Annotated in this window: 17 protein-coding genes; 9 read left to right on the top strand and 8 right to left on the bottom strand. The window is 61.8% G+C overall.

The genetic code is table 11. The features are described from left to right. Nucleotides 1-96: 96 nt before the first annotated feature. The 3 genes from VFG17_RS16385 to VFG17_RS16395 form a co-directional block, all read right to left on the bottom strand. Nucleotides 97-1,611 (bottom strand): sugar transferase, encoded by a 1,515-nt coding sequence (locus VFG17_RS16385; RefSeq protein ID WP_325030745.1) that lies wholly within the window; start codon nt 1,609-1,611, stop codon nt 97-99. Beyond that, nucleotides 1,502-3,805: a hypothetical protein gene (locus VFG17_RS16390; protein ID WP_325030424.1), complete on the bottom strand. Its 2,304-nt coding sequence runs from the start codon at nt 3,803-3,805 to the stop codon at nt 1,502-1,504. Before VFG17_RS16390 ends, VFG17_RS16385 begins: the two co-directional genes overlap by 110 nt. Nucleotides 3,806-4,089: 284 nt before the next feature. Next, nucleotides 4,090-4,338 carry an XrtV sorting system accessory protein gene (locus VFG17_RS16395; RefSeq protein ID WP_325030425.1) on the bottom strand — a complete coding sequence of 83 codons (249 nt, stop codon included), beginning with the start codon at nt 4,336-4,338 and terminating at the stop codon, nt 4,090-4,092. Nucleotides 4,339-4,591: 253 nt separating this feature from the next. Here VFG17_RS16395 and galU point away from each other — a divergent pair, with 253 nt between their 5' ends. Then, complete coding sequence (gene galU / locus VFG17_RS16400; protein ID WP_325030426.1) at nt 4,592-5,455, top strand: UTP--glucose-1-phosphate uridylyltransferase GalU; 864 nt, start codon at nt 4,592-4,594, stop codon at nt 5,453-5,455. Between the two features lie 33 nt (nt 5,456-5,488). Here galU and VFG17_RS16405 read toward each other — a convergent pair whose 3' ends face one another. Further along, complete coding sequence (locus VFG17_RS16405; RefSeq protein ID WP_325030427.1) at nt 5,489-5,683, bottom strand: hypothetical protein; 195 nt, start codon at nt 5,681-5,683, stop codon at nt 5,489-5,491. 241 nt (nt 5,684-5,924) lie between these two features. On the opposite strand from VFG17_RS16405, the gene VFG17_RS16410 reads away from it, so the two are divergent. Beyond that, entirely contained in the window at nt 5,925-6,563 is a 639-nt protein-coding gene (locus VFG17_RS16410) for a PEPxxWA-CTERM sorting domain-containing protein (RefSeq protein WP_325030428.1), read from the top strand. A 654-nt stretch (nt 6,564-7,217) separates the two neighbouring features. Here the strand turns inward: VFG17_RS16410 and VFG17_RS16415 are convergent. The 4 genes from VFG17_RS16415 to VFG17_RS16430 all read right to left on the bottom strand — a co-directional run bounded on the left by VFG17_RS16415 (nt 7,218) and on the right by VFG17_RS16430 (nt 11,519). Further along, nucleotides 7,218-7,880: a PEPxxWA-CTERM sorting domain-containing protein gene (locus VFG17_RS16415; protein WP_325030429.1), complete on the bottom strand. Its 663-nt coding sequence runs from the start codon at nt 7,878-7,880 to the stop codon at nt 7,218-7,220. A 584-nt stretch (nt 7,881-8,464) separates the two neighbouring features. Continuing rightward, nucleotides 8,465-9,658: an O-antigen ligase family protein gene (locus VFG17_RS16420; RefSeq protein ID WP_325030430.1), complete on the bottom strand. Its 1,194-nt coding sequence runs from the start codon at nt 9,656-9,658 to the stop codon at nt 8,465-8,467. Then, nucleotides 9,655-10,689, bottom strand: a complete 1,035-nt coding sequence (locus VFG17_RS16425; protein WP_325030431.1) for a phosphatase PAP2 family protein — start codon at nt 10,687-10,689, stop codon at nt 9,655-9,657. Before VFG17_RS16425 ends, VFG17_RS16420 begins: the two co-directional genes overlap by 4 nt. Nucleotides 10,690-10,724: 35 nt before the next feature. Then, nucleotides 10,725-11,519: a DUF2569 domain-containing protein gene (locus VFG17_RS16430; protein WP_325030432.1), complete on the bottom strand. Its 795-nt coding sequence runs from the start codon at nt 11,517-11,519 to the stop codon at nt 10,725-10,727. Nucleotides 11,520-12,069: 550 nt separating this feature from the next. On the opposite strand from VFG17_RS16430, the gene VFG17_RS16435 reads away from it, so the two are divergent. From VFG17_RS16435 to VFG17_RS16465, 7 genes are all read left to right on the top strand, one after another. Continuing rightward, nucleotides 12,070-12,267, top strand: coding sequence for a Flp family type IVb pilin (locus VFG17_RS16435; protein WP_325030433.1), 198 nt, complete (start codon nt 12,070-12,072; stop codon nt 12,265-12,267). A gap of 77 nt (nt 12,268-12,344) precedes the next feature. Beyond that, on the top strand, nt 12,345-13,295 hold the full coding sequence (cpaB, locus tag VFG17_RS16440; protein WP_325030434.1) for a Flp pilus assembly protein CpaB: 951 nt from the start codon (nt 12,345-12,347) through the stop codon (nt 13,293-13,295). Beyond that, nucleotides 13,285-14,763 carry a type II and III secretion system protein family protein gene (locus VFG17_RS16445; protein WP_325030435.1) on the top strand — a complete coding sequence of 493 codons (1,479 nt, stop codon included), beginning with the start codon at nt 13,285-13,287 and terminating at the stop codon, nt 14,761-14,763. The genes cpaB and VFG17_RS16445 overlap by 11 nt, the downstream gene beginning before the upstream one ends. After that, complete coding sequence (locus tag VFG17_RS16450) at nt 14,753-15,016, top strand: hypothetical protein (RefSeq protein WP_325030436.1); 264 nt, start codon at nt 14,753-14,755, stop codon at nt 15,014-15,016. Before VFG17_RS16445 ends, VFG17_RS16450 begins: the two co-directional genes overlap by 11 nt. 27 nt (nt 15,017-15,043) lie before the next feature. Beyond that, the gene (locus VFG17_RS16455; protein WP_325030437.1) at nt 15,044-16,603 is read left to right on the top strand and encodes a pilus assembly protein TadG-related protein; all 1,560 of its coding nucleotides are present in this window, start codon (nt 15,044-15,046) and stop codon (nt 16,601-16,603) included. A gap of 4 nt (nt 16,604-16,607) precedes the next feature. Continuing rightward, the gene (locus VFG17_RS16460; RefSeq protein ID WP_325030438.1) at nt 16,608-17,114 is read left to right on the top strand and encodes a TadE/TadG family type IV pilus assembly protein; all 507 of its coding nucleotides are present in this window, start codon (nt 16,608-16,610) and stop codon (nt 17,112-17,114) included. Next, nucleotides 17,111-17,731, top strand: coding sequence for a TadE/TadG family type IV pilus assembly protein (locus VFG17_RS16465; RefSeq protein WP_325030439.1), 621 nt, complete (start codon nt 17,111-17,113; stop codon nt 17,729-17,731). The genes VFG17_RS16460 and VFG17_RS16465 overlap by 4 nt, the downstream gene beginning before the upstream one ends. The last annotated feature ends 4 nt before the right edge of the window (nt 17,732-17,735 follow it).

The raw sequence follows: 17,735 nt of genomic DNA on the forward strand, positions 1-17,735 counted from the left end.
CGCCCAATGCAGAACCGACAGAAATTCAGGCGCGCGGTCGAGGCGCGTCGGCCTCCGCGAGGCGGCCGCCGGACGGCGGAAAAGTTCGGCAGAGGTCTAATAGGCGTTCTTGTGGATCACGACGCGGATAGTCTTGATCATGATCAACACGTCTGTCCACAATGACCAGTTCGATAGATATTCAAGATCGCACCGCACGCGCCGGGCCAAATCCTCGACACATTCGGTTGCGCCGCGGTAACCTCGGATCTGCGCCAGACCTGTGATCCCCGGCTTCAAGGCATGGCGTAGCCAATATTGCTGCGAAGCGTGCCAGAACAATTCGTTACCGGCCGTCGACCCGAGCGCGTGGGGTCGCGGGCCAACCATGCTCATCTCGCCGCGGATGACGTTCAGCAGTTGCGGCAATTCGTCGATGCTGGTCCGACGAATGATGCGTCCGACCCGTGTGACGCGCGTGTCTGTCCGCGCCGTCGACTGGCTGCCGTCGGCATCGCTGCTGTCGCTCCGCATCGAGCGGAACTTGAATATTTGAAACTGGCGATTCCCCTGCCCGACCCGCATCTGCCGAAAAAGGACGGGGCCGGGGCTTTCGAGCCGGATTGCAACGGCGACAAGAAGAAGAAGCGGCGACAGAATGATGAGCGCCGCAATTCCCACGACGAGGTCGAGCGCGCGCTTCTGGATTCGGTTCATGAGGTTCAGCGGACCGCGTGAGAGTATGATGGTGTCGCGATCATCATACTGACCGATCGCGACGGCGCCGTGGATAAGGTCGCGATCCAGAAGGATTTCGCCGCCTACGTCATGCCCCTTGAGAAAGGTCGCCCATGCGGGCCGGTGATCGAAGCGGCAGGCCACGACAACGCGGTCGAAGGGCGCAATCAGGCGCGACAGGGCGTCGATCATGTCGGGACGATCGAGGTCAGGCCACAGGCCGTCAGCCGTGACATCGACGACCGCGGCATGCGGCTCGGCATGGACGGTGAGGCCGTCGAGAATGAGGATCGTCGAAACAACCGCGTCCCCCATCATCTTGTGAACGATCAGGTCGAGGAGGCTTTTGGCCGCGACAATGAAAACCGCGGCCGCGCCAAAGGTCACCGCCAGGCCAAGCCGCGAAATGTCTTCGGCCTTGAACAGAAAACCCATGCCGATGATCACGATCGCGGTCGCCCCGAGCGCTCCGAGCGAGCGCTGGATCGCGATCAGTCGATTGGCGAGCGTTTCGACATCCTGCGCTTCGCGCGCAATCTCGAACATAACGAAAATCGGCAGCGCGATGTAAATGATCGAGTGGCCTCCGGCAGCGAGCCATTGCTCGTCGCGCAATTGAAGCGCGACGACATAACCGGCGCAAAGACAAAGAATGTCGAGAAGCAGCGACAGGCAGTAGAGGAATGTCCGCTTGTCCCGCGCCGACGATAGGACGCGGCGCAGAGGCACAGTGCGAGAACCGCGCGGCCACGCGCCCTCGTCCTTTACCACCTCTGCTCGCAGATTATCCATGTTCACGCCTGCCGCCCGCGACCGCCATAGCCGGCAAAGGTGGATATTGCGTTGCGATGACATTCGGCGCGGCCGGGCGCAGGTCGGCGCGCACCCATCCATTGCCGCCAAAGCCGAGGTAGCAACGGCCGAAGCGGTTCATATCGCCAACGAGGCCCAACCCCGCGGAAACATAGTCGATGCTGCTGTTTGGAAAACGGCTGATGAGCACGGGATCGGTCGCGAACCAGTCGAAAGTGACGTAGAGTCCCTGAACCCCGTCGCACGTCCCGTAAAAGAAGACCGCGGGCCGGGCAGCGCCCGGCGCGGCCATGCCGAAGTCGAAGGCTCGCAGGCGGTAAGCTGGCAGGCCGACGATCTCGGCGCCGTCGTCTTTGAGCCACATCAGCTGATCGTGCGCGTTGCCGCCTTCGCAATTGGCATAGAGCAGTTCGCCGCTCTTACCCGGAACATACGCGAGGCGCGCCTGCCAGAACTGGCTCAATGTGTGGTGCCGCGCCCCCCGCGGCGCGATAGTGCCCTTGACGCGCTGTTCCCATTCGCCCTCGCCTCCATTGCGGCTGAGCCACAGTCCCGCGATGTCGCGTCCGATGGCATCGCGATTGCCAGCCCCCTTGTAGATGTTGTTGACGAGCGCGGCAAAAACGCCTGGGCGCGTCTTGTCCGCGGAAAGACAGTCGCGGTGGACATAATAGGCGTTAATCCATGCGGTAACGGGCGAATATCCCCCGAACGCCACCGGGTGCCAGTCCTCGGGGCGCAGACCGCCGGTCTTCGTCCACCATGCGCTGCCGCTGTTCGCCTGGGCGATGATGATGTTGTCGCGTGTCGATACAGCACAGTCACCTCCCGGCAACCAGGCCGCCTGCCCCGGCGGAGGAGCAAGAGGGGTGAAGGTTCGCCCCCAGTCCTCGGACCGGCCGTTGCTGCCGTCTTGCTGGAAAAGGCCCACGACGAAGGCCGGATCATCGGCAGCATTGTCGATGCTTCGCAGATGCGCAACGGCGCTTCGGTTGAGCGAGCGGCCTGGCAGCGGCGAATAGGCCCAGCCATCGTTGCCATCGTCGCCGACCCGCCACACGCCCTTGTCCATGACCCCGAGGAGAGCCGTCGGGTTGCCTGCAGCGGTCAGGCCGCAGGTCGCGACGAATTCCGAAATCCCGGAATTCTTGTCGTGAAATATGACGGGTTGCTCCGGGTTCGTGGGGAGGTCGCAATAATTGATGCCAACGCCTTCGGCGATCCATAGCCGTCCTTCGCGAAGCGGGTCGAACAGGATCTGCGCGGGATAGACTGCCTTGCCGCTATCCGAGAGCCACGCGCTCTCGCCGGCGCCGCGGCGTTCGTTACCGAAATCGACCGAAGTGGCACCGCCATCGCGGCTCTGCCACCATTGACCGCTATTTTCATTGACCCAGACGAGATGCTGCGGGTCGAACGGGCTGACGGCGACCTGATCGGCGTTCTTGGTGCCGGGCGCACGCCGCCATTGCCCGTTGCGCAGGATGTGCAGCGCATCGGGTATTTGTGCGGCGCTGGTACGAAATTCGCAAACGTGCACCGCGCCATCCTTGCCCACGACGAGGCACGAAGCGGTCGCCGGTCCTCCGGCGAACAAAAACTGTCCGGAGATCCCGGTTGGTGCGTGAAACAGACCGGTCCCGAACACATGGACCCAGGCGCTGCCGTCTCCTCCCCAGGACACGAGATACCGTCCCGGCGTGCCACTATAGTCCTTTCCGGTATCGGGAAGCTCCAGCCGCCGGAAGGTCGCAAAGCCGTCGTCGGAGACATAGCAGCCATCGCCATTGGTTCCCGCGATTACGCGCCCCGGGTCGCGCGGGTGCACGTCGATTGACCGGCTGAAGCGGCGCGAAGGGCCAGTATCCGATAGAAAGGCCTTGGGGGGGAGCGCAGTACGGTGAAAGGTCCGTCCAGCGTCGGTCGATCGGTAGAGAATGGCATTCCACGCCGTGTAGATGACGCGAGGATCCGAGGGCGCGATCCGGGTGCAATAGGTTCCGTTATTGGCCCCATTGCCGGCCTTCGCGCGCAGCACCGCGCGATTGTCTGGGCGCGGGTCATAATCGGCTTCGGCAAGATTGTCCTGGCGCAGCAGGTGGCGCCACTGAGCTTCACCTGCATTTCGGATATAGCCGTTGAACACGTCGGTGTTACAAACCATGAACGATGCGTCCGAAGCGATATCGAGGCCCGTAACAAAACCGCCGCCGGCGCCGATCGGCGCCGGTGCGATATGCCAGTCGCTTGCCTTATCCTTGCTGGATCCAGCCATGTCGCGTCGTGCCTCCCAGCCGAACAGGCTTCCCGCCAATTGATAACCGACCTGTCCCCACCGAGAAACAACAGTCGAGCCCGCAGACCTCACCCGCCCAGGGCGCGCTTCGATGGCGGCCGTCGATCTGCGGGTGATTGCCGGTCCCCACATATACGGACAATGGACCGTGCCGCGCGCCGGTCCAGCAAGCCATGGCAGGAATACCATGCAATTCTACAGGATTGAACCTGTTTGTTAAGTTTGTTTACATCGTTGGCGCGAAAGATCGCGATACGCCGAGACTATCGCTTGAGAAAAGGCACCGGCACGTTGAGCACCTTGAAGATATAGACGATCACGCCGACGAACAATATTGCGGCGGGCGCGTGATAACCTTCGTTGCCGATATAGTTGACGAGCGCGCAACCGACAGCGGGTGGAGCATATTGCCAGAGCTGATCGCGCGGCTCATCTTCAGCCGAACGCTGCATGAGCAGCGTCGCAAGCCCGGCAAATGCAAATACAGTTATCCAGTCCCAAATGGTTTCCACAGCCCGTTCCCTCCGACACCCCGACGCGGCCTATACGGCATGCTGATCGACCCAGCCGCTCCCGAGTAGATGCGTAGCAGGGGCACGGGTCTGCGGATAGTCGGCATTTAGCGCTCGAGTGCGAAGATCGTGCCGCGAAGCATATGGCATCTGCGGTGTTGTCCTGGATGAATGTCCGAAATCAGGACGTACCGGACCGAATTTCGCGAATGGGCGCTTTTCCCGCTTGGTCGCTCGCGCTACGCCTGCCTTGATGAAACCGATCCGCAAAGCCGTCTTTCCCGTCGCCGGCCTCGGCACGCGCTTCCTGCCCGCGACCAAGGCGATCCCGAAGGAAATGCTGCCGATCGTCGACCGGCCGCTGATCCAATATGCGGTCGACGAGGCGCGCGAGGCGGGGATCGAGCAGATGATCTTCGTCACCGGCCGCGGCAAGAGCGCGATCGAGGATCATTTCGACGTCGCCTTCGAACTCGAAAAGACGATGTCCGAACGCGGCAAGGATTTGTCGGTGCTCGAACCGACACGGCTCGGCCCCGGCAATTGCGCCTATGTCCGGCAGCAGGAACCGTTGGGGCTGGGGCATGCGATCTGGTGCGCGCGCGACATCGTCGGCGACGAGCCCTTCGCGATCTTCCTGCCCGACGAATTCATGCACGGGTCGCCCGGCTGTATGAAGCAGATGGTCGATGCTTATGCCCGGGTCGGGGGCAACCTGATCTCGGTGCTCGAAGTGCCGCACGAACAGGTGTCGAGCTATGGCGTCATCGCGCCCGGCGCGCGCGATGGTGCGCTGACCGAAGTGAAGGGCTTGGTCGAAAAGCCCGCGGTCGATGCCGCGCCCTCGAACCTCATCATCTCGGGCCGCTATATCCTCCAGCCCGAAGTGATGCGCGTGCTCGAACGCCAGGAAAAGGGCACCGGCGGTGAAATCCAGCTCACCGACGCGATGGCGACGATGATCGGCAACCAGCCCTTCCACGCCGTCACCTTCGCCGGCGCGCGCTACGATTGCGGGTCGAAGGCCGGCTATATTCAGGCTAATCTCGCGGTGGCGCTCGAACGCCCCGATATGGCGGGCGAGGTCCGCGCCTTTGCGATCGACCTGCTGAAATAGTCCGGCGGAGGCGGCGCCCCGCCAGAAGGGTGATTATTCGCCCTCGATATTCAGCTTGGGGAAGGTATCGGCGCGGAGCGACTCGTCAACGAGTTCGCCAGAGGATGCAGACGGAGGATTCGTGCCGCCATTGATAACATTCTGCTGTAACATGACGTAAAGCGAGAAATGCGAGCGATCGGAGTGGCGTAAGGCGCTTTCCGGTTCGCTGGAGGCCAACTCCGCCATCTATCCGATATCGTCCCGACGCAATCTGTTGGCGAAATGCCTGAGAGCGGCGCGTCTTGCTCAGTCTGGCTCGCGGTTGGGGGCAACCCAAACACACCGCAATCGCATGTGCCATTTGTAGACATTCGGCCTCCTCGCTGCTCATTCGCGACTCGACTCAAACGTTAATTTTATGTTACGCCGGGTTATCAAGATATCCGCAACGAATCGGGTCGCACCTATTCGAACAGGGAGCGCGACAATGCGTAGATTGCTTCAACTTACCTTTGCCGCCGCATTGTTGACCGGAGTCAGCGCTCCGGCATCCGCGGCCGTGACCATTTGTCTTGGCGGGGGCTGCTCGGCGCAACCGGACTCCAATGTCCTCGTCACAACCGGCGTGCCCGGGACGACGGTTTCGGGAACGCTCAATAACGCGCCCGGCACCGTCAGCTTCACCTCAACCGAAGACCTGATCGGTCTTGCCAGCGGTCAGGCTCGCGTCGGCGCGGTCGACCTGTCGCTCGATAATCCGCTGACTTTCACCTATAATGACGGTCTGATCAGTGCGCTCGAATTCAACATCGACGCCTTGACGAACGGCAATGTCTTCTTTTCGTTCAGCGGCGGCGACAGCGACGGCCAGGTCACGAGCCTCTACGATATCGGCAAGAACGGCAGCAACTTCTTCAACGCGTTCGATGGAACCTTCTCGAGCGTGACGATGACATTCACCGACGGAGCGACCGTCTCCGACGTCGGACAGTTCCGCCTCAATGTCGCGCCGGCCGTTGCGGCCGTCCCCGAACCCGCGACATGGGCGATGATGATCCTCGGTTTCGCGGCAATCGGTTTCTCGGTACGCCGCCGCAAGCCGGTCGTTCGCGTCCGCTACGCCTAAGTTACTTGCGGGTGAGGCGGTCGATCGAACGCCTCGGGTGAATAATGCCGCTGTAATCCCCAACGGCTGACACCCGCCCCCCCCTCTCCGGCAGCAGCGCCGCCCACCGGCGCTGCTGCCGAAGTCGCTTTAGACGGGTGGTTTTCTCTTGGCCACGTCATGGATAGGCGGGGCCGGCCGTGCACAGGCGGCGCGCGCTTCCTTCATTTTCCACGTAGAGAATAGTTTGGGCACCCGGGCACCTTTTGGGTGTCGGCACATTGCTCAACATCCATGAGCGCTTGGCCCGGAATCCGACATGCCCCCACCTCGGAAATACGCCAGGCCGCATTCAGCCCCCATGTGGGCATTCGCGCGTTGCCGCGATTTCCCAATCACTCACCGGATGCAGCCCCCCCCCTCCCCGACCGGGGGCGTGCCTGATAGCTATTCGCACCGCGATCGCACTATAATCGCGTGCGCATACCATCGTATTCATCGACGGCCCGCGCGGGGTCCGACCATCGAGCGACCGACCGCGCCTCGTCCGGTCGAGATTCAATGACAGCGGTGAGGAGATCAATCGGTCAAAACCGCAGACCAACAAGCGGCCGAACGAAAAAGAGGCGGCCATCGGCCGCCTCTCAATCGCCCAGTGGATGGGAGCCCGACAGGTCAGGCGAATTGAAGCTTCCCGACGCTCCGACGGCGACGCATGCCGAAACCGATCGCGCCGAAACCGAGCATCATCAACGCCCAGGTCGCCGGCTCGGGAACCGCGTTGATCGTGAAATTGTCGGTTTCGAAAGCATTGCTCGTCGAGCTCAACCGCAACTGCGTCAGGGCGCTCACATCGCTACCCGTCAGGTCAAAGCGTACGAGCGGGTTCAGATTCGGGTCGGTCTGGCTTCCGTTCGCCGGATTGAAAATATCGGAGCCGGTGAAAGATGCGAGCACCGCGCCGCCTGCACCGAGAAACTCGATCGTATTGTAGGCGTCAACCGAGCCCCATAGGAAGCTGATGTTGAAGATATCGCCGATCGACGAGAGGTCCATGATGCCCGGCGAACCATCGCTCGGGCCGACGGTCCAGTAATTGCCGGTGCTGCCGAATGGCTGCGCACGGATGCCATCCAACGAACCCGTGGTGACCGCACCGCCCGATACCGGCGCGGACGATTCAAAATCGTAGGTGGGCGCAGGCCCCGAGTAGGGAGTGGTGCCGGGGGTCACGGGACCCAATGTAATGGCAGCACTCGCGACCGAAGGAATGGCAAGAGCCGCAGCTGAGGCCAGCATCAATTTATACATGAAAGTTCGCATCGTCATCATCTCCATGGGTGGGTGACAGGCCGCGCGACTCGCCCTGTGCTGTTATTAGTAACTAATTATTAACCCGATTCGCCACCGCACGCGAATCAAAAATAGCTCCGACCGTCTCATTTTGAAGCGACGTCAAGTCCACATCAGAAATAAGTGAGACGCAGCCTGATCTACATAACATTCTAATATTACATGATTTAAATCGAAAATCAGCGAAGATCGATGGAGCGTCAAAGCGTGTAGCGCTTCCTCATCCCTTGCTCCCGAATGAGTAGCATCGTCCTTCGAGACCCGATTCGATGTTGTGCGGGTGTAAACTGCCCGTCGCGGAATTTTGTCCGCGCCAAGCCTAGCCACAGGTTTATGCCCTTGTAAAAATACCCACCAACGGCATTTTATTGGCGAAGGCGGGGCATTACGGTTAATCGAAGATTGCTGGCGATGCCGAGACAGTGGCCGACGACACGATCGCTGTTACCCCCGTGGCCTCGCCAGCACCAAACCGCGCATTCTGGTTGCCATCGCACTGGCAAACAAGATGGCGTACGAAAACCCGGCCACGCCGACAATGAACGCGGATTAATCGACCGGAAGGTGGATTATTCAGGCCTGGGCTCCGTTACGCTTGCGTCCGGTTCGTCGGCAGCGAGCAAGGCGACACAAAGTACAATGATCGAGACCGACTGGACGTGAAACAGGCTTCCGTCGATCAGAGAAAACGCTGCGATGTTGCATGTTGCAAATGTCAGCGGCGCGTTTTGCCGATTGGCTTTCCGACGCAGCCTGTCCGCGAATATGGCGACCAGAACGAGAACCAAACCGAAGCCGACCGCCCCCCAAGCCAATAGAATCTGCAGAACGACGTTGTGCGGTTGTCCCAAATCGGAGTGGAGCAGCGTCCCGAACTGGGCCTCACCCCAGCCGAGCCAGGGTCTTTGGCCGATCAGCGAGGCGGTCTGCCGCCAAACTTCCATCCTGCCGCTATCCGCCTGATCATTGAAGAGACGTTCCGCACTTCCTTGATCCAAAGGCCAGATCTGCGAGGCGACCAGCGCCAATAATATCGACAGCAATACCGCCCCGAGAAAACGGGGCGTCGCCCTGGCCGCGGCAGGAACGAATAGCATGGCCACGATATATCCTCCGATCACAGCGGCCAAGCTCCCCCGCGATCCCGTCCAAAGAGCGAACGCGAGCGCGAATATTGCTATGATCAGCCCTACCCTGCGGCTCTCCAGCCACCCCCCGGCGCATAAGCCAAATATGGCGGCACAATAATAGCCGAGCCACCGGATGTTATTGAACGATGGCGTGTCATGATACCAGTTGTGACTATGTTCGGAATGCAGCGCATAATAGGCAATCAGCGCCCCCCCGAACAAGACGAACGCAATCGGCATTGCGCGCAATATCTCCTGCGCGCTCAGCAGTCCGTGCCGGGCGAACTGGTATATCCCGAGGCCGAAGAGAAGGTGGTTGACCCATAGCAAGGTCATAAAAAGGCTTGTCGCCGGATCGGGCGCACGCGCGGCGCTGAAAAAGGCAACCGCGACGAGAAAGAGAAGCAGCGCTCCGGGAAGCCGCGGCACGCGCGGTAGCCGGCGCGTCTCGGCAAAGGCGACGATGGCGATCGCCAACTCGACGGCAACGATCGGCAGCGAATAGGACCGCGCAAAGCTCCGCGTCGGCGAAAGCTCGTGCCCCCAGCCGATCGCCAGGAGCAGCATAGGGGCCAGCGCAATCGACCAGACGAGATACCAGCTCGCGGGGCGCGACGCAGCAGTGGTGCTCATCGAGCGCGGCCCGGAAGCAAGCCTGACGCGGTCGGCGGCTGCGCTCCGTTCGCTGCCACCGTATGTCGGCGAAACGCTCTCCATAGTAGCAGGGTAGTGACGATCGATAGATAGCCATCGATTGCGTAGTGATATGCGAGATGGACCGAGCCGATCAGGATGACGGCGGCGTAAAGGCCAAAAAGAACGCCCATCGCGCGATTGATCCGCCGGGCCGCCAGAAAGAAGAGGAAGGCAAGCGAGACGTGCATCGACGGCATGGCGGAGATACCGCGGCCGAGCTCGGCCGATCCATTACCATGCCATTCGATGAGCTGTTGCTGGACCTCGAGCGACATGATCGGCCAATGGGCATTGGCGCGATGCAGATAATCCATCTGGTCGGCAAAATGATGGTTGCCCAGCATGGCTCCGACGAAGCACGGCCCTACCGAGGCGAACATGATCGCGAGGAGTACACCGTTCACGGTCCAGATGGCGAAAAAGGCCTTGAAGTAGCGCAAACGCAGGTCGCGGTCGCCGACGTGGAGCGCGACATAAATCGTGCCCATGTAAATGAGGAGGATCCAGACCTGATAAAGCGTCGAAATGACAAAGGTCAGGATTGGAAAGCCGAACACGGGTTGCAGCAGGCGCCAAGCATCGGTCCCGTGAATTAGCCGGTCAAGGTCGATGAAGCTTTGATCCCACCGATAATCCTGGAACAGCGGAATCGCGCTTTTCATGGCCGAAAAGGTTGGGAGGAATAGAATAGCGACGAGCAGGATGGGCCATGACTGCGTCAGCCGTGCACGATATTCGGGACCGAAATCATGCGCCCAAAGATATGCGAGCGGCTGCGCCGGACGATCGCGCAGCAAGTGCCAGCCGAGGCGAGCCGACGCCATGACAAACCATGCCGCGAGGAACAGGATGAGATTTGCCACATATCCCGCCGGCCGGAAGGGATTGATCCCGACCGAATGGAGGGCGACCGCGAGCAAGGCGACGACAAGCAGGACGGCTAGCGAAAGCCGGGTTTCCGCGCTCATCCCCCTCCCCTTAGCCGGCCGCGTGCGCCTGATCCCTACGCTGGCTGACGCCAGCGATAGGTCACATTTACCCGTTCCGACAGTATCAGATAAGGCAGCCATACAATAATGCTGATGAAGGCCTTTTTGAGATTGCCTTCGAGCAGCGGCGCAAGCGCGGCAGCGACGGCGGAGGGCAAGTGCGGCGCGCCGCCGAGATAATGCGCAATCGCCAGCTGCGATGCGACGTCGACGCACCAAGTCAGCAGCAGCAGTCGCGGGAAAAAGGGCATCCGGCGCAGCGCCATGAAAAAGCACAGAGTATAAAGAAAATTCATCACCACGATGTCGGCGGCCATCGCGAGGTAGATCATCTGCCCCCACGGCGGCGCCGCGGCGGTCATGGCTGGCACCCCCGCCATGAACTCGGCGGTTCGCAGCGGCAGGTTGAGCAACATGCCGATCAGCAACGAAGCCATAAGGCCGACCGGACCAAAGGCGCTATGCCCCCGTGCTGCGACCGGGTCGAGCGAACGCCAGCTGCCAAGGCGCGCGAGACGGATTTCGGGCTGAGCAAAGTCGACGCCGCGCGGAAACAGGCGGTTGGCGGTCCAATAACCCAAAAAGGGGCTGGCGAGGATCAACATGTGCGGCACGAAGAGCATCAGCGCCGACGTGAGACTGCCGGCCGGAAGCGAGGAAGAAAGGATCCGGCCGGCGCACAGCAGTGCGACGATGACGGTCCAGCCCAGCAGCAACTGCCGGACCCTGTCTTCCAGCGCGGCGACGAAACGTCGGCTGCGGCCGAGCAAGTCCAGTTTCAGCCGATCGAAGGTGGCATTTGCGATCATGGTCGAGACCTCTTGTAGAACCGCGTCGATGTAAAGCCTTTATGTAGAGCGTTTATGGTTAATATAATGTTCCCGGACACCCCCGGGCTGGTTCCGTCCGCCAAAATGTCCGCCGTCCAACCTGCCCGACTTGGCCGCTCATGCCTCAAACAACAACTAACCCCATAACATATAAGTGAAAATACTCGCCTATATTAGCAAGGTTGATCAAGAACGAGCAAACCGGTGCGAATCGACTCGGAATCCGCAATCAAACCGATCACGTTAACCAATTTTGTCACCTTCATAAGCAAATAGTTAACAGAATGATATTGATTAAGGCACTATAAAGACATGTTAATTTTGTGTTGACGCTTTCCCGAAAAAGGGATTGAATCATGAGGTTCCTTGCTGAGGGACCGCATTGACAGGTTGAACCGGCGCCAGCCGGAATTTCTACACCGGGTCGCGTCGGTTCCACTGCACTCCTTCAGCAGGAATGTCTGGCCGCCTCCATGGGGGGGGAAGGCAGACATTAACCGCCCTCGGTGCGGTTTAAAGGAGTCGGACCATGAAGAATTTCCTGAAGAATTTCGTGCGTGACGAAAGCGGCGCCTCGGCCGCGGAATATGCCCTGATCCTCGCGATCGTCGGCACCGGTATTGCGCTCGCCGCGTGGAACCTCGGCGGCGCCATTCGGGGCGCCATGAGCAATGCCACGGCGTGCATTCCGACGGCAGCTGGAACTCCGCCGGCCGCTAACTGCTAATAATTTGAAAGACCCTGCCGGAGCCTAGTTCCGGCAGGGTCCTCTACTTGGCCAATTCCGGGGGGGGGACGCAGGCCATGCCGTCAAATCGGACACCATATATCGTAGGGATCGCGGTCCTTCTGGGCCTGCTCGTCGTATTCCTCGCCAACCGTTATTTCAGCGGCATTGAAGAACGCCAGCAGCGGCAGGTCGAGCAACTACAACTCGTCCAGGTGCTCGTCGCGTCGCAGCCGCTAGCCTTCGGCACGGTGCTAACCGCACAGAATACCAAACTGGTTGGCTGGCCCGCCAGCTCGCTGCCGCAAGGCGCGTTCAAGACATCGATCGGGGTCGTCAACAACCCGCGGGGGCCGCGCGTCGCGCTTCGCCCGATCGCGGTGGGCGAACCGATCCTCGCTTCCAAGATTTCCGGCGACGACGGCCGCGCCAGCATCTCGGCACTGTTGCCCGAAGGGATGCGCGCCGTTGCGGTGCGCGTCGACGATGTGACCGGCGTTGCCGGCATGATCGCCCCGGGCGACATTGTCGACATCCTGCTGACGCGTCAGATGGCAGGCGAGAGCGCCGACCGCGACGACCAGGTCACCGACGTCCTGCTCGAAAAGATCCGCGTCATCGCGATCGACCAGATCGCCGACGAGAGCAAGACCGATCCCAAACTCGCCAAGACGGCGACGCTGGAAGTCGACCCGGTCAGCGCGCAAAAGCTGGCGCTTGCGCAGCGCGTCGGTGCGCTGTCGCTCGCGCTGCGCAACGTCACAAGTATCGAAGACGGCGCCAACATGTCCATCACCCAAAGCGACTTGGGCGGCGGCTGGCGTTCGGCTCCGGCGCGGCGGGCCCGGTCCCCGGCTTTAGAGGGCCTGCCGCCCGGTTTCTATTCCGAAAATCCCACCTTACCGCCGCGCGCCACGCCCGCCGGACCGCGCCCGCCGCTTCCCGCACCGCGCCCCATCGGCCCCTCGGTCGAGATCGTCCGCGGCACCGCGCCGACTGTTTATGAGGTCAAACGCCATGGCTCGTGATCTTCGACGCCGCGCCAAGTGCGCGCTTGTCGCCCCGCTGACGCTTGCCGTCGCGCTAGCGCTGGCACCCCCCGCGACCGCGCAATCCTATGCGTCGGCGGGCAACGTCCACGCCGGGCAGCTCGATGTGCCGCTGAACAAAAGCCAGACGGTGACGCTCGACCGTCCCTTCGGCCGCGCGATGGTCGGCAATGCCGAAATCGCCGACGTCATGCCGATTTCCGACCGGTCGATCTATGTGCTGGGCAAGGCGATGGGGACGACAAGCCTGAGCGTCTATGACAAGGGCGGCCGCGTCATCACCATCGTCGACATCGCAGTGGGACCCGACGTCGTGTCGCTACGCCGCCAGCTCGGCGAATTGATGCCCGGCGAAGATATCAGCGCGCGCATATCGAACGACGCCGTCGTCCTGTCGGGCGTTGTCAGCAGCGCCGCCGCGGCGCAGAACGCCGTCCAGATCGCCGGTACTTATGCGGGCGAGAAAGTCGTCAACATGATGGGCGTGGGATCCAGCCAACAGGTGATGCTGGAAGTCCGCTTCTCCGAAATCAACCGCCAGACCGGCAAGGACATCGGCGTCCGCAGCTTTTTCCGCAACGGATCGGGAAGCTGGGACGGCGCGCTCGGCAGCGGCGCATCGCTGACCCCCGACCCCGAAACCGGCGAAGGCATTCTGAAGCTGGGCGCGATCGCCGACAGTTTCGGCATCGTCCGCCACAGCTTCAACATCGGCGGGCTCAACATCCTTGGTGTGCTCGACAGCCTCGAAAGCAAGGGACTGGCCAAGACGCTGGCCGAACCGACGCTGGTCGCCCTGTCGGGCGAGAAGGCAAGCTTTCTGGCTGGCGGCGAATTTCCCATCCCCGTCGTGCAAGGCGGCACGGGCGGCGGTGGCGGTGGCGGCGGCGGGCAAGGCATCTCGATCGAGTTCAAGCCGTTCGGCGTCAGTCTTGGGTTCACGCCAACGATCCTGGCGGATGGCGTTATAAACCTGGTCGTCGAGCCCGAAGTCAGCTCGATCGATCCGACGGCGTCGATCACCCTCAACGACATCGTCATCCCCGGGCTGCAAACGCGACGCGCATCGACAACGCTGGAACTGCGCGACGGCGAATCCTTCGCTATCGCGGGGCTGATCCGGCAGGATTTCTCGACGACCGTGCGGCAAGTGCCGCTTTTGGGATCGATCCCGATCATCGGATCGCTGTTCCGTTCGTCGGGCTTCAAGCGCGGCGAAACCGAACTGCTCATCGTGGTGACCCCGCGCCTCGTGCAACCGATCAAGCCCGGGCAGGTCGCGTTGCCGACCGATCGTGTCGGCGAACCGGCTGAGGTTGACCTGTTCCTGTTGGGTCGCACCGATGGGGCGGTCCCTGCGGTTCCGCCCGTCCAGCAGCCAATGCCGGCGGAGGGGCGCGCAGGGACCACTTCAAACCTGAGGGAAGGAAGCGGCTATGAGTTTTGACACTCGCCTCGGCGCGATATTGGCGCTGGCCGTGACGGCGGCGGCCTGCACGCCTACCGACGTCACCTTCGGCAATGCGGTGCGGACAACGATGGCAGCGCAGGTCGTCGACCCGGACCCCCAATATGCGGAGCCAGTGCCCGTGACCGACGCCGCGAAGAGCGCAGCGGCCGTCGAGCGCTATCGCACCGACCGCGTGAAAAAGCCCGACAGCATCCGCACGACCGACGGTCAGAGCGGATCGCCGAAATAGACAAAGCGGCGGGTGGGGAACCGAACGATGGCACAGGAGCATGACCACTCCTTCCTAAACGACCAGCGCGGCGCGACAGCGGCGACCGTCGGCCTCGCGCTGTTCGCCCTCGTTGCGATCGGCGGCACGGGTTTCGATTATGCACGGCTGGCGGGGATGGACAGCGAGCTCCAGAACGCCGCAGACCAGGCAGCGCTGGCCGGTGCATCGCAGCTCGACGGCAAAAATGGCGCATGTCTCCGCGCTTCGGCGGCGGCAACGACGCTCGTTTCGAACCTGACCTTGCTTGCAAATGACGGCGACGGCACGGCGGTGACAATCACCCCGGCGGCCGACTGCAGCGGCAGCGCCAATATCGTCTTCTGGCAGGATGCGGGCAAAACACAAGCGGCCGATGACGATAGCAACGCCAATTTCATCGAAATATTCATCGGTTTCCGCACCGCCAACTATGCCTTTACACCGCTAGTTGCGGCAATCAGCGGAGATGCCCGCGCCGCAGCGCTGGCGGGGGTGGGATCGGCTATTTGCCGGGTGCCGCCCGTGATGTTCTGCAATCCAGCGGAGCCGCTCGGCAATACCAATGTAAATTTCGCTTTCGACGCCAATGCGCTCGCCGGGTCGGGAATGAAGCTTGTCACCGGGAACGCCACCGCACCGGGCAACTTCGGTTTCCTGGAAAGCGGCTTCGGCAGCGGCGCGTCGAATCTCGCCGCCGCACTGGGCTATAATAATGTGCCGGGCGACTGCCTGCCAATCACCGGGGTGACGACCAAGCCGGGGCTTAACGCCGTGGTCATGAACGCACTCAACACACGCTTCGATCTCGATACCAATGGCGCGAACACCTGCCCTGCCGGCGGCACCTGCTCGCCCTCGCGCAATGTTCGCAAGGATCTGGTCAAGGGCAATAATTGCGGCACGTCGGGGCAACAGGGGTGGCAGGAATCGCCCAATCCCTATCGTCCGCTGACGGCGACCAACCTGGCGTCGAACTATCCCGACATCATGGGCCACCCGCGCGATCTGTGCCATGCGATCAGCAACAGCCTTTCAGCGAGCGTGGCGGCCGGCTGCACCCTCGCCGAAGGGCGGATCGGCAACGGTGCGTGGGACCGCGATGCCTATTTCCGCGTCAACTATGGCTGGAACAGCGCGACATGGCAGTCGACGACCGGGCTGGGGTCCGATGCCAGCCGCTATGAGGTTTACCTGTGGGAGCTCGACAACACCGGCGTCAGCGACATGCAGCAATCCATGACGGGCAATAAGAATGGCTACAGCTATCCGGTCTGCCGCGGCGGCGGCGTCGTTCCTGGCGAAACCACCGTGGATCGTCGGCGGATTTCGGCGGCCGTCATTAACTGCGACGCGCTCAATCTCAGCGGCTCCGAAAGCGGCGTTCCGGTGCTCAAATGGGTCGATCTCTTCCTCGTCGAGCCCTCTTATCAGCGCCGACGGGGCAGTACCGTGGTTACTGAGGCAACCGACGTCTATGTCGAACTGATCGGTGAAACCGGCAGCGGCACGGCCGGGCAGACCGCGGGACAGGTGGTCCAGCGCAACGTCCCCTATCTGCTGGAATGATCCGATGACGGCGCGGCCACTGCCTTCTCTTTTTCGCTGCCGGTCGGGCGCGGCTGCGGCTGAAATGGCGCTGATCCTACCAATGCTGATCGCGATCATGTTCGGCGGCTTCGAAGGCGGCGCCTATCTGTGGACCGAACATAAGGTCGTGAAGGCGGTTCGCGACGGCGCGCGCTTTGCGGCGCGGCAGTCTTTTTCGGTATTCGACTGTTCAGGCATCACCGATGCGACCGTGCTGGCCACGGTGAAGAATCTGACGCGGACGGGACAGACAACTGGCGGAACGGCGAAGATCGCCGGGTGGACCAACGAACAGGTCACCGTCACCGCCGTCTGCCAGACGGGCGAAAGCTATTCCGACCAAGGCGTCTATGCGACCGAGAGCAGTGGCGCGACCCACGTTACCGTCTCGGCGACCGTTCCCTACCCCTCTCTCTTCGGCACCCTGGGTTTCGATACGACGGGCGCGACGGTCACGGCGAGCGCCAATGCGGCGGTAATGGGCATATGACCGGCCTTCTCACCCGCTTTGCCCGCAGCACGGGCGCCGGTCCGGCGGCCGAGTTCGCGCTCGTCTTACCATTGATCCTGATTTTCCTGCTCGGCATCATCGATGTCGGCCGCTTCGCCTGGGAATTGAACCGCGCCGAAAAGGCGACGCAGACCGGCGCACGCTGGGCCGCGGCGACAAACATCATCGCCAGCGGACTGGCAGGCTACAGTTTCGCAACGGGAGTCGATCAGATCCCGGCCGGCACGGCGGTTCCCACATCGGCTTTTCCGGGCATCAGCTGCTCGAGCAACGGCACGACGGCAACCTGCACCTGCCTTGGCATATGCAATTTCCCGACCACCGCTGACAATGCCGCCTTCACAGCTCTGATCGACCGGATGGCCGATATCAAGCCCGACATCACGGCCGCCAACGTCATCGTCGATTATCGCAATTCGGGGCTCGGATTTGCGGGCGACCCGAATGGGCCCGACGTGGCACCGATCATTTCGGTGCGGCTGCGCGACCTCGATTTCGTTCCCCTCACGCTCATGCTCTTCCGTGGCACCATCGATCTTCCCGACTTCAGCTATTCGCTGACGATGGAAGACGGCGCCGGCAGCTGGTCGAATTGAAGGA

Source organism: Sphingopyxis sp., from assembly GCF_035686825.1.
GTDB lineage: Bacteria > Pseudomonadota > Alphaproteobacteria > Sphingomonadales > Sphingomonadaceae > Sphingopyxis.

Excerpts from the sequence above, each read along its gene's own strand:
- VFG17_RS16385 (WP_325030745.1), bottom strand. The coding sequence starts at position 1,611 with ATGGATGGGTGCGCGCCGACCTGCGCCCGGCCGCGCCGAATGTCATCG.
- VFG17_RS16390 (WP_325030424.1), bottom strand. The coding sequence starts at position 3,805 with ATGGCTGGATCCAGCAAGGATAAGGCAAGCGACTGGCATATCGCACCG.
- galU (WP_325030426.1), top strand. The coding sequence starts at position 4,592 with ATGAAACCGATCCGCAAAGCCGTCTTTCCCGTCGCCGGCCTCGGCACG.
- VFG17_RS16405 (WP_325030427.1), bottom strand. The coding sequence starts at position 5,683 with ATGGCGGAGTTGGCCTCCAGCGAACCGGAAAGCGCCTTACGCCACTCC.
- VFG17_RS16410 (WP_325030428.1), top strand. The coding sequence starts at position 5,925 with ATGCGTAGATTGCTTCAACTTACCTTTGCCGCCGCATTGTTGACCGGA.
- VFG17_RS16415 (WP_325030429.1), bottom strand. The coding sequence starts at position 7,880 with ATGGAGATGATGACGATGCGAACTTTCATGTATAAATTGATGCTGGCC.
- VFG17_RS16420 (WP_325030430.1), bottom strand. The coding sequence starts at position 9,658 with ATGAGCACCACTGCTGCGTCGCGCCCCGCGAGCTGGTATCTCGTCTGG.
- VFG17_RS16425 (WP_325030431.1), bottom strand. The coding sequence starts at position 10,689 with ATGAGCGCGGAAACCCGGCTTTCGCTAGCCGTCCTGCTTGTCGTCGCC.
- VFG17_RS16430 (WP_325030432.1), bottom strand. The coding sequence starts at position 11,519 with ATGATCGCAAATGCCACCTTCGATCGGCTGAAACTGGACTTGCTCGGC.
- VFG17_RS16435 (WP_325030433.1), top strand. The coding sequence starts at position 12,070 with ATGAAGAATTTCCTGAAGAATTTCGTGCGTGACGAAAGCGGCGCCTCG.
- cpaB (WP_325030434.1), top strand. The coding sequence starts at position 12,345 with ATGCCGTCAAATCGGACACCATATATCGTAGGGATCGCGGTCCTTCTG.
- VFG17_RS16445 (WP_325030435.1), top strand. The coding sequence starts at position 13,285 with ATGGCTCGTGATCTTCGACGCCGCGCCAAGTGCGCGCTTGTCGCCCCG.
- VFG17_RS16450 (WP_325030436.1), top strand. The coding sequence starts at position 14,753 with ATGAGTTTTGACACTCGCCTCGGCGCGATATTGGCGCTGGCCGTGACG.
- VFG17_RS16455 (WP_325030437.1), top strand. The coding sequence starts at position 15,044 with ATGGCACAGGAGCATGACCACTCCTTCCTAAACGACCAGCGCGGCGCG.
- VFG17_RS16460 (WP_325030438.1), top strand. The coding sequence starts at position 16,608 with ATGACGGCGCGGCCACTGCCTTCTCTTTTTCGCTGCCGGTCGGGCGCG.
- VFG17_RS16465 (WP_325030439.1), top strand. The coding sequence starts at position 17,111 with ATGACCGGCCTTCTCACCCGCTTTGCCCGCAGCACGGGCGCCGGTCCG.